Origin of the sequence: Streptococcus sp. 1032 (genome assembly GCF_013277015.1) — a bacterium.
GTDB lineage: Bacteria > Bacillota > Bacilli > Lactobacillales > Streptococcaceae > Streptococcus.
Map to the genome: position 1 here is coordinate 15,933 of NZ_VMMD01000014.1, position 15,067 is coordinate 30,999.

The following is a 15,067-nucleotide window of genomic DNA, read 5'->3' on the forward strand; positions in this document are numbered from 1 at the left end:
TACATAGATGTCAATTAAGATTCTAAATCACCTGAACTCTTGTCAAGTTTAATAGATGTAGTTTCTTCTTTACCGTTACGATAGTAAGTGATCTTAATGGTGTCTCCGATAGAATGATTGTAAAGAGCACTTTGTAAGTCTGTTGATGAAGCAATCTCTTTGTCATCTACTTTTGTAATCACATCGTATTTTTCAAGGTGACCATTGGCAGGCATATTACTTTGTACAGAACGAACAACTACACCAGATGTAACATTACTTGGAATATTGAGTCTTCTGATGTCGCTTGTACTTATATTAGATAAATTAACCATCTGGATTCCCAAAGCTGGGCGTGTCACTTTTCCGTTCTTTTCTAACTGTTCAATAATATTGATAGCATCATTTGCAGGAATTGCAAAACCAAGGCCCTCTACAGATGTTCCTCCATTTGTGGCAATTTTACTTGAGGTAATTCCGATAACCTGTCCTTGAATATTGATCAGTGGGCCACCAGAGTTACCTGGGTTAATAGCAGTATCAGTTTGGATGGCTTTTGTAGAAATGGCTTGTCCATCTTCAGATTTTAAAGATACATTTCGATTAAGACTAGATACGATACCTTGAGTGACAGTATTTGCATATTCAGAACCTAACGGGCTACCAATGGCAATAGCAGTTTCTCCTACGGTTAACTTGCTAGAATCACCAAACTCAGCTACTGTTGTCACTTTTTCTGAAGAGATTTTGACGACAGCAATATCAGAGAAAGTGTCCGCTCCGACAATTTCTCCAGGTACTTTAGTCCCATCTGACAATCGAATATCTACTTTGCTAGCGCCATTTATAACGTGATTGTTGGTGACGATGTAAGCTTCTTTATCATTCTTTTTATAAATAACTCCAGATCCTTCACTAGAGATTTGTTGAGAATCTGTATCAGTCTCATCATTGCCAAATACGCTATTTTGTCTATTTGCTGAATAAGTAATAACGGATACAACGGCATCTTTTACTTTATTAACAGCCTGCGTTGTTGAATTTTCGTTTTTATAGGCAGTCTGTGTGATAGTGCTATTGTTGTTCGAGCTACTTACACCACTTTTTTGAGTTAGTTGAGCTATTGAAAAACTACCCAAGGCTCCACTAAAAAAGCTAATGACGATAACGACTAATAATTGAAACCCTTTTTTGTAAAATGTTTTTAAATGTTTCATATTTGCCTCCATATTTTTGAATTACTGAAAGTATAAACTGACTAGCTTAATTATAACTTAAACACAAAAAGTTTTACACAAACTGTGGATAACTCTTTTAAAACTGTGATTTTCTCAATTGAAATCTATTTTTTATTTTGTGAATAAGATGTGAAAAAATAGAGAATATGTTAGAATAGAGTCATGAAAATTAAAGTTGTAACAGTTGGGAAACTGAAAGAAAAGTATTTAAAAGATGGTATTGCAGAGTATTCAAAACGAATTTCTCGATTTGCTAAACTTGAAATGATTGAGTTAGCAGATGAAAAAACACCAGATAGGGCCAGTGAATCAGAAAATCAAAAGATTTTAGAAATAGAAGGTCAGAGAATTTTATCAAAAGTTGGTGACCGTGATTTTGTTATTGTGTTAGCCATTGAAGGGAAAACTTTCTCCTCGGAAGAATTTAGTAAGAATTTAGAAGAAGCTTCTATAAAAGGATTTTCTACTCTTACCTTTATCATTGGAGGGAGTTTAGGATTATCATCAGCTGTAAAAAAGAGAGCCAATCTTTCTGTCAGCTTTGGCCGTTTAACCTTGCCCCATCAGTTAATGAGACTAGTTCTTGTTGAACAAATCTATCGCGCTTTTACGATTCAGCAGGGATCACCCTATCATAAATAGAGAATTGACTTTTAATTGAATTTTTGGTAGAATAATTGTGTTAGGTCTCATAGCTCAGCTGGATAGAGCATTCGCCTTCTAAGCGAACGGTCGCAGGTTCGAATCCTGCTGGGATCAATATAGTAGCAAAGCTGGGAATTTTCCCGGCTTTTTTCTTAAAAAAGTACACTTGGGGAGAAAAAAATGACAGTTGAGAGAATTTTATCTAAAATGAAATTCCATTTTGTATAATGGTTTTTGTAAGTTAGCTTACAAGAAAAAAACATTTTAGGAGATTTTATTATGAAAAACACAGTTAAATTGGAACAGTTTGTAGCCTTGAAGGAAAAAGACTTGCAGGAGATTCGAGGTGGGGAAAGTAGGGTTTCAAGAATCATCCTTGATTTTCTTTTCCTACGAAAAAAGTAATAAAATAAGGAGAAAGAGTAATGGATTTACTTGGATTTGGGACAGTTATTGTTCATTTTTTAATTATTAGTCACAGTTACCGTTTAATTTGTAAAGGTCAAATAAATAGAAAAGAACTATATGTTTTTGGTATCTATACATTACTAGTAGAAGCAGTACTTGAACTTTCCTTTTATCTTCCATATTTAGATAAAATAGGGATTGAAAGATTTTTATTTCCTTTGGGCTTATATTCCTATTTTCGATGGATGAAACAGTATGAGAGGGATAGAGGACTATTCCTAAGTTTACTACTATCTCTTTTATATGAGAGCACTCATAACTTTCTGTCCGTAACTTTCTCCTCTATAACAGGAGACAATTTTGTTTCACAATATCATTTCCCATTCTTTTTCGTTGTAACGGTGTTGACTTATGTTGTTATATTAAAAATCATTCATTATTTCCACTTAGAACTAACCTATTTTGACAAGGACTACCTTTATCCTTTCTTGAAAAAAGTATTTTTTGCTTTACTATTGTTACATCTTTTATCTTTCGTTTCAGATATAGTAAGTACGATTAAACATTTGAATAGTTTTGGAAGTATCTTGTCATCTATTGTCTTTATTTCTCTCCTTTTGACCTTCTTTGCAATGAATTCGCATAAAGAACAAATGGAAAAAGAGATTGCTTTGAAGCAGAAGAAATTTGAACAGAAACATTTACAGAATTATACAGATGAAATTGTCGGACTGTATAATGAAATCCGTGGTTTTCGACATGACTATGCTGGAATGCTTGTCAGTATGCAGATGGCAATTGACAGTGGTGATTTACAGGAAATTGACAGAGTTTACAATGAAGTTTTGGTCAAAGCAAATCATAAATTGCGTTCAGATAAGTACACTTACTTTGATTTGAACAACATAGAAGATTCAGCTTTACGAAGTTTGGTTGCTCAGTCTATTGTCTATGCTCGAAATAATGGTGTAGAGTTTACACTGGAAGTAAAAGATACGATTACCAAGCTCCCAATTGAACTATTGGATTTGGTTCGTATCATGAGCGTTTTATTGAACAATGCTGTCGAAGGATCGGCTGATAGCTATAAAAAGCAGATGGAAGTAGCAGTTATTAAGATGGAAACTGAAACAGTTATTGTGATTCAGAATTCATGTAAAATGACGATGACTCCTTCAGGAGATCTATTTGCTTTAGGATTCTCCACTAAGGGAAGAAATCGCGGGGTAGGATTAAATAATGTGAAAGAACTACTAGATAAGTACAACAATATTATTTTAGAAACAGAGATGGAAGGCAGTACATTTAGACAAATTATTAGATTTAAGAGGGAATTTGAATGAAAGTTTTAATTTTAGAAGATGTTATTGAACATCAAGTGAGACTAGAGAGAATATTGGATGAAATTTCGAAAGAATCGAATATTCCAATATCATACAAGACAACAGGAAAAGTCCGTGAATTTGAAGAATACATTGAAAACGATGAAGTAAATCAGCTTTATTTCCTAGATATTGATATTCATGGAATTGAGAAAAAGGGATTTGAAGTGGCTCAGCTCATTCGTCATTACAATCCTTACGCTATTATCGTCTTTATCACCAGTCGATCAGAGTTTGCGACTCTAACCTATAAATACCAGGTATCAGCCCTAGATTTTGTTGATAAGGATATCAACGATGAGATGTTTAAGAAGAGAATTGAGCAAAATATCTTTTACACGAAGAGTATGTTACTTGAAAATGAAGATGTGGTGGATTATTTTGACTACAATTACAAGGGAAATGATTTAAAAATCCCTTACCATGATATTTTGTATATTGAAACGACAGGAGTCTCTCATAAATTACGTATTATTGGTAAGAATTTTGCCAAAGAGTTTTACGGTACCATGACAGATATTCAGGAAAAGGACAAACATACTCAGCGATTTTATTCTCCTCATAAGTCATTTTTGGTAAATATAGGCAATATTAGAGAGATTGATCGAAAAAACCTAGAAATTGTTTTCTATGAAGATCATCGTTGTCCTATTTCAAGATTAAAAATTAGAAAATTAAAAGATATTTTAGAGAAAAAATCTAAAAAGTGATTGACAATTAGTAAGAAATTGATATAATGGTTATATCTGCTACAGATAGAAGGTCCGTTGGTCAAGGGGTTAAGACACCGCCTTTTCACGGCGGTAACACGGGTTCGAATCCCGTACGGACTATTTTATCCGCCATAGCTCAGTTGGTAGTAGCGCATGACTGTTAATCATGATGTCGTAGGTTCGAGTCCTACTGGCGGAGTATAGATAAAAAGGAACACAACTGTGTTCCTCTTTTTGTATCAATTTGTATCACCAAGCATCTTCATAAGGAAATCTGTTATTTCTTGAGGACTTTCTTTTTTTCCATGTGCAATCCAAGTTTGACAGACACCAAAAAGTGCATGAGTTAGATAGATGCTACTGTATTCTAATTCAGTTGTATTGAGATTCAGTTGCATAAATCGCTTTTGTAAATCTGTACTGAGCATGATATGAAGTTTATTTCGTAAGAAATTTTGGATTTCTTTGGTTCCATTTTCAGAAAGAAGGGCAGCCAGAAGTGGTTCTGATTCCAAATATTCAAAGACTTCTAAAATAGCGTCTCTTTTGTGATGAGCATGTTTTTGAAAAATATATTCAAATGTATGAAATAGCTTGCTTTGATAATGCTCAATCATATCATACTTATCCTTATAGTGAGTATAGAAGCTGGAACGACTAATTCTGGCTTTTTCTGCTAACTTTACAGTAGAAATTTGATCAAATGGCTGTTCCATCAGTAATTGTACCATAGCATTTTCAATAGTTCGCTTTGTTTTTAAGCGTTTGTTACTTTCTTGCATATTTTCTCCTTATAAACAAATTAGACTATATGTCTAAAAATAGATTTTTTATCTTGTAATTTAGATTTTTTAATGTATAATCTATTATATCAAAATTTTAGACAATATGTGTAAAAAAGGAGAAACTATGTTTAAAGAATGGAAAGCAATTTTTAAAAAACCAACCTTTATTATTGTCATGATAGGGATTTCTCTTATTCCAGCTCTGTACAATATTATATTTTTGTCCTCAATGTGGGATCCGTATGGTCAATTGTCTGACTTACCTGTGGCAGTTGTCAATAATGATAAAGAGGCTTCCTATAATGGTAATACTATGGCAATAGGAAAAGACATGGTGTCCAATTTAAAAGAAAATAAAACCTTGGATTTTCATTTCGTGGATGAAGATGAAGGAAAGAAGGGATTGGAAGATGGAGATTACTATATGGTAGTGACTTTACCCAGTGATTTATCTGAAAAAGCAGCTTCTATTTTAACGGATCATCCAGAGCAAATGCAAATTGATTATCAGACTTCAAGTGGTCATAGCTTTATTGCCAGCAAGATGAGCGATTCTGCGATGACACAATTGAAGCAGAATGTTTCTACAAATGTAACTGAGACCTATACTAAAGCCTTATTTAACAAAATGATTGATTTAAAGGATGGCATGAGTCAAGCAGCTTCTGGTAGTGAAAAATTAACTGATGGAGCGAATCAGTTAGTGACAGGAAGTCAAACATTAACTACTAACCTACACTCTTTAGCAGCTTCAAGTTTAACCTTTTCAAATGGAACGGAGCAGTTTACTAAAGGATTATCTGCTTATGTTTCTGGTGTCGAACAACTTCATCTTGGCTTAGGGAATTTTAATAGTGGTTTAGTTACATATACTGGTGCAGTGAGTCAATTAGATAGCGGATTAGGTCAATTATCTTCTAAAAGTCCTGAATTAGTAAGAGGAATCAATCAGTTATATACTGGTGTAGAATCCTATACTGGCGGTGTTTCTCAGCTTAATGCTGGTCTTAATCAATTTTCATCTGGTGTTAGTGCCTATACAAATGGTGTGGGAAATCTTGCAACAGGTGCTAATCAGTTATCTAATCAATCAGCTACACTTCGAATGGGTGTGGAGCAATTAAGTGAAGGAATTCAACAACTTTCTAGCAAGTTAGATGCTTCGTCTGAGCAAAAAGATCAAATTAATCAATTATCTTCTGGTTTGAATCAGTTAAATCAAGCTATTCAAAATATTGATGTTGGAGATACAAAACAATTAGATTCTGTTTTATCAAGTATAGTATCTCTTTCTAATCAAATGTTAGCACGTGCTCAGTCTGATAAAGCGACTACATTAGCTAATATTCAATCGACAGCAGCTTATCAATCATTGACAAGTGAGCAACAAGCTGAGATAAGTGCTTCTGTATCTCAAAATTCAACTGATAGTATTCAATCTGCTCAGTCAATTGTAACTTTAGTACAAGGTTTACAGGGAAGTTTAGAAAACTTACAAAATCAATCTTCTAATCTTTCGACTTTAAAAAATCAAGCTAATCAAGTATTACCGCTTGCTTCTACTTCTTTGACAGGATTGTCAAGTGGATTAACAGAGATACAAGGAGCTGTTACTAGTAAATTAGTTCCTGCTAGTCAGTCGATTGCATCAGGTGTAAATACATATACTACAGGTGTTGATAAAGTTTCTCAGGGCGCAAGTCAACTAAGTGAAAAAAATGCCACCTTGACAGGTAGTTTGGATCAACTAGTTTCAGGCTCAAACACCTTGACACAAAAATCTTCTAACTTGACAGCAGGAGTTGGTCAATTAGTTGAAAAAACTCCAGAATTAGTGTCTGGGATTGAAAAATTATCAACTGGCTCTAACCAATTGAATCAAAAGAGTCAAGAATTGATAGCAGGAGTTGATAAATTGCAGTCAGGCTCTAGCCAACTAGTTGACAAATCCAGTCAGTTACTTTCAGGTGCTTCTCAATTAGAAAGTGGAGCTAATAAATTGGCAGATGGAGCTGGGAAACTAGCAGAAGGTGGAACAAAGTTAACTTCTGGATTGGAAGGTTTACAGATAGGAGTTGCTTCTTTGGGACAAGGATTAGGTAATGCTAGTGATCAACTCAAGTCAGCATCAACAGAATCTAAAAATGCAGAGATTTTGTCAAATCCTCTCAGTCTATCCAAAACTGACAATGACCAAGTTCCTGTAAATGGAATTGCAATGGCTCCTTATATGATATCAGTTGCTCTCTTTGTTGCAGCAATATCAACGAATATGATCTTTGCGAAGTTGCCTTCAGGACGTCATCCAGAGAGCCGTTGGGCTTGGTTGAAATCTCGAGCAGAAATAAATGGTATTATAGCTGTTTTAGCAGGAATTTTGGTATATGGAGGAGTTCATCTTATTGGTTTAACTGCAAATCATGAGATGAGAACATTTATTCTCATTATCCTAACAAGTTTAGTATTCATGTCCATGGTGACCGCTTTAACAACATGGAATAGTCGTATAGGAGCTTTCTTTTCTCTTATCTTGCTTTTATTACAGTTAGCATCAAGTGCAGGTACTTATCCACTTGCCTTGACAAATGATTTCTTTAGAGCTATTAATCCCTGGTTACCAATGAGTTATTCAGTTTCGGGATTACGACAAACAATCTCTATGACAGGAAATATTCATCATCAAGTTATTTTCCTTGCCGTTATATTAGTACTATTTATTTGTTTAGGTATGCTAGCCTATCAACCTAAGAAAATGGAAGAAGATTAAAAAAATCGACCAACTGGTCGATTTTTTTATGTCTTAGATGATTTTCGTTTGTGATTATAGATTCCAAATAGTAAAAGAGAAGTAAAGGAACAGATTGCTCCAGTAATAAAACCATTGGGAATAAAGGAAAGTGTAATAGTTCCTTTTCCCTTAGGAACGTCAACTTTCATAAAGCCAGTTTGAGCTTGTTTCATTTCTATTTTCTTATCATCTTGGTAGGCAGACCAACCTTTGTCATAAGGAATAGTGAAAAAAATAGATGTATCTTGTTGGACATCATATGTAGCAAAAACATTGTTTTTAGAAGTTGATACTGTGACAGGTTGTTCTTTAATTTTTTGAATTGCCTCAGTTAAAGTTTGGGTATCTAAACGGTAGAAGGTAGGAGATTCAAATGATACTTGTGAATTTCCAGGGAAACTAACATGAATATTAAAAGTTTTTGTATCTTTTGTATAGCCTAGATTAAAGAAGGAGAAGACATTATCAGTTGTAAAAGTTTTCTTTTCTCCATTTACAAGAATGTCAACCTTTTTTTGTTTGTCATTAGAAAAGTGAAGGTTTGTGAAAGAAAGATAAACTTGACTGTTTTCGGGAACCTCAATTTGATACTGGATTGCTGCATCCTCATTTGAAGAACTTGTAACACTAATCAAATCATTAGTATTTTCTGTTTTGTCATAAGGAATTGGAGAAAAATAATCAAAATCGACGTTAGCAAGTTGATTTAAAAACGAGGATTGATTATCCAAAGTGTGTTCATTGAACTTGACATCATTGTAAACAGATTGACTAGCAAATGCAATTGGAAGAGAGAATTGATTTTCATATAGGGTAAGATTATCTTTTTGATATACATCTTGGAAACCATACTTATCAATAGGGTTTTCTGAGATATTATACTGGATTCCAAATAAACTATCAGCCAAAATACTATTATTGGCATAACGGAGATTGAGATTAGTCCCAGAGGATTTAAATCCAAGTTTATCCAAAGTAGAGCTTGCTGAACGATTTCGAACAGATGAAAATTGAGAGATTCCATTGTAGTTGAATTTCATACTGTCATTTCCTGTCTGAGTCTCTAGTTTCTCAGTACGAGTAAATTGATTTCCAATATATGTTGAGAAAGATTCCATAGCTGGGATATCTCGATTATATGCACTTCGAGAAGCAAAGCCCCATTCTTTAGCAATTCCGTCCATTTGAGATGAAGCATTTAAACTTATTTCAACTATTATAAATAAAGAGATTAGAATGGCAAATAGATTTACAGAGATAAACTTTTTGATAACTGCAAGTAGTAAAAGAGAATAGACAACTAAAAATTCAAGAGTCAGTAGAATATTCAAATCTGTTAAAAAAGAATAATGTGATTTTAGATAGATGGTAGCTAAAAATCCTGTTACTATAAGAAAAAGCGAAACTAAAAAATTCCAGATTTTAATTTCTTTCAGACGATTTAAGACTTCCGCTGCTGTGTAAATTAACAAGGTAGAGAAAATCCAAGAATAGCGATGTAAAAACATATTTGGAGTATGCATACCTTGCCAAAATAAATCAAGAGCTTCTATATAAAAGCTGGCAATTAGAAATGCAAAGAAGATTGCATAGATAAGTTTCACGTGAAACTTAATAGATTTCATCGTAAAAAATAAAATGGTCAAAATAAAGGGGAGTAGTCCGACAAAAATCATTGGAATAGCCCCATACTTGGTTGTATCAAAGGAACCGATGAATTGCTTAGCAAAGAGATCAAGATACCAGCTACTTTCAGTTTGAAACTTTGTAACTTCAGTCAATTTTTCCCCATGTGTCTGTAAATCAAATAGAGTGGGAAGAGTCATAATTAAACTAGCCATACCAGCTAAAAAGGAGGTGACAACAAAATCAAGAAAAGATGATTTTCGGGTTTTAAAGTCCCACGAAATTTGACAGAGATACCAGAAAATAAGAAACAATGCTGTCATATAGCCAAAATAATAATTTTGAATAAACAAAATTGACAGACTTGTAAAGTACAATAGGAATTTCTTTTCAGTTATCAGTAGATGTAAACCAGTGATAATTAAAGGAATCAAGATAAAAACATCTAGCCAGGTTTTTATCTCTAATTGACTGACAGAGAAACTCATCAGAGCATATGAAGTAGATAAGGCTAGTTTTAAAGGCTTAGGAATCGATTGAAATAAATTATTTAAACTAAAGTAAGTTGACAGTCCAATCAATCCAAATTTTAAGAGAGTTGTCATATAGACAGCATCTGGCATATTCGTTAGATCAAAAAAGTAAACTAGTGGTGAAAAGAAACTACCTAAGTAATAACTAGATAGGGCATAGAAATTTAATCCGAGGCCACTTGTAAAGGTGTAAAATAGACTACTATTTCCATGTAGGATATTTCGTAAGGATACATCAAAAATAACGTATTGATGAAACCCATCCCCTAATAGAGGAGAGTTGTCACTATTCCAGTAGATACCTTGAGATAGGTATACTCCTGTCATAATGACTACGGGAATGATGAAGGAAACAAAATAGGTCCAATATGTTTTAAAAAATAATTTCATGTTACCTCATAAAATGTTAGAAAACTCAGCTGGTTAACCCAACTGAGTTTTGAAGTTTTATTTAGTCTTTCCAAAGTTCTTTAACTTTTGCTTGTACTTCTGCATTTTCTAGGAATTCATCGTAGGTTTCATCGATACGGTCGATGACGCCATTTTTAGACAAGACAATGATATGGTTAGCCAAAGTTTGAATAAACTCGTGGTCATGGCTGGCAAAGATGATTGATTCTTTAAAGTTTTTCAATCCATCATTCAAGCTTGAGATAGATTCCAAGTCCAAGTGATTGGTTGGATCATCAAGTACAAGGACATTTGATTTCAAGAGCATGAGTTTTGAAAGCATGACACGAACTTTTTCTCCCCCTGACAAGACGTTGACAGGTTTGTTAACCTCATCTCCAGAGAAGAGCATACGGCCGAGGAAGCCACGTAGGAAAGTATTGTCATCTTCTTCTTTACTTGCGAATTGACGCAACCAGTCAAGGATTGACTCTCCTCCTGCAAAATCTGCCGAGTTATCTTTTGGCAAGTAAGAACGGCTAGTAGTAACTCCCCATTTGACAGTTCCTTCATAGTCAATGTCTCCCATGATTGCACGAATTAATGCAGTCGTTTGGATGTCATTTTGTCCAATAAGCGCTGTCTTATCACCTGGACGCAAGATAAAGCTGATATTATCTAAAATAGTCTCACCGTCAATCTTTACAGTTAGATTTTCTACTGTCAAGAGATCATTACCAATTTCACGTTCTGCTTTAAAGTTGATAAATGGATATTTACGACTAGATGGCACAATCTCTTCTAGCTCAATCTTATCAAGCATTTTCTTACGTGATGTTGCTTGTCTTGATTTAGAAGCATTAGCAGAGAAACGAGCAACGAATTCTTGCAATTGCTTAATTTTTTCCTCTGCTTTTGCATTACGGTCTGCTAGCAATTTAGCAGCAAGCTCAGAAGATTCCTTCCAGAAGTCGTAGTTTCCGACATAGAGTTTGATTTTTCCAAAGTCAAGGTCGGCCATGTGAGTACATACTTTGTTTAAGAAGTGACGGTCGTGGGATACTACGATAACTGTGTTATCAAAATCAATCAAGAAGTCTTCTAACCAAGTAATCGATTGGATATCCAAACCGTTGGTAGGCTCGTCCAAAAGAAGAACATCTGGTTTACCAAAAAGTGCTTTGGCAAGGAGAACTTTTACTTTCTCACCGTTGGTCAATTCGCTCATGTTTTGGTAGTGCAATTCTTCTGTAATGTTTAGGTTTTGAAGGAGTTGAGAGGCTTCACTCTCTGCTTCCCAACCTCCAAGTTCGGCAAACTCTCCTTCGAGTTCGGCAGCACGAACCCCGTCCTCGTCTGAGAAATCTTCCTTCATGTAGATAGCATCTTTCTCTTTCATGATGCTATAAAGTTTTTCATTTCCCATGATAACGACATCAATGGCACGTTCATCTTCATAGTCAAAGTGATTTTGACGGAGAACAGAGAGACGCTCATCTGGACCAAGAGAGATGTGACCAGTAGTAGGTTCGATATCTCCAGCTAAAATTTTTAAAAAGGTTGATTTTCCGGCACCATTAGCACCGATTAATCCGTAAGTATTTCCTTCTGTAAATTTGATATTGACATCATCAAAAAGTTTGCGATCACTAAAACGTAGTGAAACATCAGATACTGTAAGCAATGTTTTTCTCCTATATGTGTAATATATTTATTCTACTAGAAAATACGGAAATATTCAAATTTTTATCTGTCAATTTTGTGTAAATTACATTTACAGCATACTTTACAAAAATCCGTAAATAGCAAGGTTGATTTATTTTTATAAATTGCAGTTATTTCATTAAAAAAATGCTATAATTGAAGGGACCATATCGAAGGAGAATAAAATGACTAAACCCATTATTTTAACAGGAGACCGTCCAACAGGAAAATTGCATATTGGGCATTATGTTGGAAGTCTCAAAAATCGAGTATTATTACAGGAAGAGGATAAGTATGATATGTTTGTGTTCTTGGCTGACCAACAAGCATTGACAGATCATGCCAAAGATCCTCAAACCATTGTAGAGTCTATCGGAAATGTGGCTTTGGATTACCTTGCAGTTGGATTGGATCCAAGTAAGTCAACTATTTTTATTCAAAGTCAGATTCCAGAGTTGGCTGAGTTGTCTATGTATTATATGAATCTGGTTTCATTAGCACGTCTGGAGCGTAATCCAACTGTCAAGACAGAAATTGCTCAGAAAGGATTTGGAGAAAGCATTCCGACAGGATTCTTGGTCTATCCAATAGCTCAAGCAGCTGACATCACAGCTTTCAAAGCTGATTATGTTCCTGTTGGGACAGATCAGAAACCAATGATTGAGCAAACTCGTGAAATTGTTCGTTCTTTTAACAATGCATATAACTGTGATGTCTTGGTAGAACCGGAAGGTATTTATCCAGAAAATGAGAGAGCAGGGCGTTTACCTGGTTTAGATGGAAATGCTAAAATGTCTAAATCACTCAATAATGGTATTTATTTAGCTGATGATGCGGATACTTTGCGTAAAAAAGTAATGAGTATGTATACAGATCCAGATCATATCCGCGTTGAGGATCCAGGTAAAATTGAAGGAAATATGGTTTTCCATTATCTAGATGTTTTTGGTCGTCCAGAAGATGCTCAAGAAATTGCTGACATGAAAGAACATTATCAACGAGGTGGTCTTGGTGATGTGAAGACCAAGCGTTATCTACTTGAAATATTAGAACGTGAACTTGGTCCTATTCGTGAGCGCCGTATCGAATTTGCTAAGGATATGGGAGAAGTTTATAATATGCTTCAAAAAGGTAGTGAAAGAGCGCGTGAAGTTGCAGGTCAAACCCTATCTGAAGTTAAAGGAGCAATGGGACTTCATTACTTTAACTAAGTTTATTTTATAAGAAACTATCATTTCTATCTCAAAGAAAAGATAGTTTTTTATTTACCCCTGTAACATTTGACAAATTTTTATAGAATGGTATGATAGATACAATATAAAAAGAGTCAAGCTCAAAAAGAAAGAAAAGAGGAAACTTCGAATGTCTAATTGGGACACTAAATTTTTGAAAAAAGGTTTTACCTTTGATGATGTATTGCTTATTCCAGCTGAAAGTCATGTGTTGCCTAACGATGCAGATTTAACAACTAAATTGGCAGATAATCTGACTTTAAATATCCCAATTATTACCGCTGCCATGGACACAGTTACAGAGAGTCAAATGGCTATTGCTATTGCTCGTGCAGGCGGTCTCGGAGTTATCCATAAAAACATGTCAATTGCTCAACAAGCAGACGAGGTTCGTAAGGTAAAACGTTCTGAAAATGGAGTTATTATTGATCCGTTCTTCTTGACGCCTGAACATACAATTGCTGAAGCAGATGAGCTTATGGGTCGTTACCGCATCAGTGGTGTTCCAGTTGTTGAAACACTTGAAAATCGTAAATTGGTTGGTATTTTGACAAACCGAGATCTTCGTTTTATTTCTGACTATAACCAACCAATCTCAAATCATATGACCAGTGAAAATCTTGTGACTGCTCCTGTAGGTACAGATCTTTCAACAGCTGAGAGTATTCTTCAAGAGCACCGTATTGAAAAGCTTCCTTTGGTAGATGAGTTTGGTCGTCTTTCTGGTTTGATTACTATCAAAGATATTGAAAAAGTTATTGAGTTTCCAAATGCTGCTAAAGATGAATTTGGTCGTCTTCTAGTTGCAGGTGCAGTAGGTGTTACTTCAGATACATTTGAACGTGCAGAGGCTCTTTTTGAGGCAGGAGCGGATGCGATTGTTATTGATACTGCACATGGTCATTCTGCAGGTGTCTTGCGTAAAATTGCTGAGATTCGTGCTCACTTCCCAGATCGTACTTTGATTGCTGGAAATATTGCTACTGCTGAGGGAGCGCGTGCCCTTTATGAAGCAGGTGTAGACGTTGTCAAGGTTGGTATTGGACCAGGTTCTATCTGTACTACTCGTGTGATTGCTGGTGTTGGTGTTCCGCAAGTAACAGCTATCTACGATGCTGCAGCCGTTGCGCGTGAATATGGAAAAACGATCATTGCTGACGGTGGAATCAAGTATTCTGGAGATATTGTAAAAGCTCTTGCTGCTGGTGGAAATGCAGTTATGCTTGGATCAATGTTTGCTGGAACTGATGAAGCTCCAGGAGAGACTGAAATCTTCCAAGGACGTAAGTTCAAGACTTACCGTGGTATGGGATCAATTGCTGCTATGAAAAAAGGCTCAAGCGATCGGTACTTCCAAGGTTCTGTCAATGAAGCAAATAAACTTGTTCCAGAAGGAATTGAAGGTCGTGTTGCTTATAAAGGAGCAGCAGCTGATATTGTCTTCCAAATGATTGGAGGTATTCGCTCTGGTATGGGTTACTGTGGTGCAGCTAACCTTAAAGAACTACACGATAATGCTCAATTTATTGAAATGTCTGGTGCTGGTTTGAAAGAAAGCCACCCTCATGATGTACAAATTACTAATGAGGCACCAAATTATTCTATGTAAAAAACAATGAAAAGAACTCCCATGGAAACAGGAGT

General features: G+C 35.1%; 11 protein-coding genes and 3 tRNA genes. 10 read left to right on the forward strand and 4 right to left on the reverse strand.

What is annotated here, in order from left to right; translation table 11 throughout:
- Nucleotides 1–14: 14 nt before the first annotated feature.
- Nucleotides 15–1,196, reverse strand: a complete 1,182-nt coding sequence (locus tag HT711_RS04255) for a S1C family serine protease (RefSeq protein ID WP_112445413.1) — start codon at nt 1,194–1,196, stop codon at nt 15–17.
- Nucleotides 1,197–1,379: 183 nt separating this feature from the next.
- Between HT711_RS04255 and rlmH the strand changes: the two genes are divergently transcribed.
- The 7 genes from rlmH (at nt 1,380) to HT711_RS04290 (ending at nt 4,564) form a co-directional block, all read left to right on the forward strand.
- Nucleotides 1,380–1,859 carry a 23S rRNA (pseudouridine(1915)-N(3))-methyltransferase RlmH gene (gene rlmH / locus HT711_RS04260; RefSeq protein ID WP_112445415.1) on the forward strand — a complete coding sequence of 160 codons (480 nt, stop codon included), beginning with the start codon at nt 1,380–1,382 and terminating at the stop codon, nt 1,857–1,859.
- Between the two features lie 43 nt (nt 1,860–1,902).
- A tRNA-Arg gene (locus tag HT711_RS04265) sits at nt 1,903–1,976 on the forward strand.
- 165 nt (nt 1,977–2,141) lie between these two features.
- A complete protein-coding gene (comC, locus tag HT711_RS04270) occupies nt 2,142–2,267 on the forward strand; it encodes a competence-stimulating peptide ComC (protein WP_112445417.1) in 126 nt (41 codons plus the stop codon).
- Nucleotides 2,268–2,287: 20 nt separating this feature from the next.
- The gene (gene comD, locus HT711_RS04275) at nt 2,288–3,613 is read left to right on the forward strand and encodes a competence system sensor histidine kinase ComD (protein ID WP_164226121.1); all 1,326 of its coding nucleotides are present in this window, start codon (nt 2,288–2,290) and stop codon (nt 3,611–3,613) included.
- Nucleotides 3,610–4,362, forward strand: a complete 753-nt coding sequence (comE, locus tag HT711_RS04280; RefSeq protein ID WP_000866064.1) for a competence system response regulator transcription factor ComE — start codon at nt 3,610–3,612, stop codon at nt 4,360–4,362. The genes comD and comE overlap by 4 nt, the downstream gene beginning before the upstream one ends.
- Nucleotides 4,363–4,413: 51 nt before the next feature.
- Nucleotides 4,414–4,485 (forward strand) — tRNA-Glu (locus HT711_RS04285).
- 5 nt (nt 4,486–4,490) lie between these two features.
- Nucleotides 4,491–4,564: transfer RNA gene (locus HT711_RS04290), tRNA-Asn, on the forward strand.
- A gap of 40 nt (nt 4,565–4,604) precedes the next feature.
- On the opposite strand, the gene HT711_RS04295 is transcribed toward HT711_RS04290, so the two are convergent.
- Nucleotides 4,605–5,147: a TetR-like C-terminal domain-containing protein gene (locus tag HT711_RS04295; protein ID WP_119941849.1), complete on the reverse strand. Its 543-nt coding sequence runs from the start codon at nt 5,145–5,147 to the stop codon at nt 4,605–4,607.
- A gap of 127 nt (nt 5,148–5,274) precedes the next feature.
- Between HT711_RS04295 and HT711_RS04300 the strand changes: the two genes are divergently transcribed.
- A complete protein-coding gene (locus HT711_RS04300) occupies nt 5,275–7,917 on the forward strand; it encodes a YhgE/Pip domain-containing protein (protein WP_173234348.1) in 2,643 nt (880 codons plus the stop codon).
- A gap of 26 nt (nt 7,918–7,943) precedes the next feature.
- On the opposite strand, the gene HT711_RS04305 is transcribed toward HT711_RS04300, so the two are convergent.
- Nucleotides 7,944–10,487, reverse strand: a complete 2,544-nt coding sequence (locus HT711_RS04305; RefSeq protein WP_164226123.1) for a YfhO family protein — start codon at nt 10,485–10,487, stop codon at nt 7,944–7,946.
- 61 nt (nt 10,488–10,548) lie between these two features.
- Nucleotides 10,549–12,171, reverse strand: a complete 1,623-nt coding sequence (locus HT711_RS04310; RefSeq protein ID WP_173234345.1) for an ATP-binding cassette domain-containing protein — start codon at nt 12,169–12,171, stop codon at nt 10,549–10,551.
- A 205-nt stretch (nt 12,172–12,376) separates the two neighbouring features.
- Here HT711_RS04310 and trpS point away from each other — a divergent pair, with 205 nt between their 5' ends.
- Nucleotides 12,377–13,402 (forward strand): tryptophan--tRNA ligase, encoded by a 1,026-nt coding sequence (gene trpS, locus HT711_RS04315; RefSeq protein ID WP_000165450.1) that lies wholly within the window; start codon nt 12,377–12,379, stop codon nt 13,400–13,402.
- A gap of 151 nt (nt 13,403–13,553) precedes the next feature.
- The gene (guaB, locus tag HT711_RS04320) at nt 13,554–15,032 is read left to right on the forward strand and encodes an IMP dehydrogenase (RefSeq protein ID WP_173234343.1); all 1,479 of its coding nucleotides are present in this window, start codon (nt 13,554–13,556) and stop codon (nt 15,030–15,032) included.
- Nucleotides 15,033–15,067 lie beyond the last annotated feature (35 nt).

What these genes read in the sequence shown, in the direction of transcription:
- HT711_RS04255 (WP_112445413.1), bottom strand. Translation starts at nt 1,196, where the DNA reads ATGAAACATTTAAAAACATTTTACAAAAAAGGGTTTCAATTATTAGTC.
- rlmH (WP_112445415.1), top strand. Translation starts at nt 1,380, where the DNA reads ATGAAAATTAAAGTTGTAACAGTTGGGAAACTGAAAGAAAAGTATTTA.
- comC (WP_112445417.1), top strand. Translation starts at nt 2,142, where the DNA reads ATGAAAAACACAGTTAAATTGGAACAGTTTGTAGCCTTGAAGGAAAAA.
- comD (WP_164226121.1), top strand. Translation starts at nt 2,288, where the DNA reads ATGGATTTACTTGGATTTGGGACAGTTATTGTTCATTTTTTAATTATT.
- comE (WP_000866064.1), top strand. Translation starts at nt 3,610, where the DNA reads ATGAAAGTTTTAATTTTAGAAGATGTTATTGAACATCAAGTGAGACTA.
- HT711_RS04295 (WP_119941849.1), bottom strand. Translation starts at nt 5,147, where the DNA reads ATGCAAGAAAGTAACAAACGCTTAAAAACAAAGCGAACTATTGAAAAT.
- HT711_RS04300 (WP_173234348.1), top strand. Translation starts at nt 5,275, where the DNA reads ATGTTTAAAGAATGGAAAGCAATTTTTAAAAAACCAACCTTTATTATT.
- HT711_RS04305 (WP_164226123.1), bottom strand. Translation starts at nt 10,487, where the DNA reads ATGAAATTATTTTTTAAAACATATTGGACCTATTTTGTTTCCTTCATC.
- trpS (WP_000165450.1), top strand. Translation starts at nt 12,377, where the DNA reads ATGACTAAACCCATTATTTTAACAGGAGACCGTCCAACAGGAAAATTG.
- guaB (WP_173234343.1), top strand. Translation starts at nt 13,554, where the DNA reads ATGTCTAATTGGGACACTAAATTTTTGAAAAAAGGTTTTACCTTTGAT.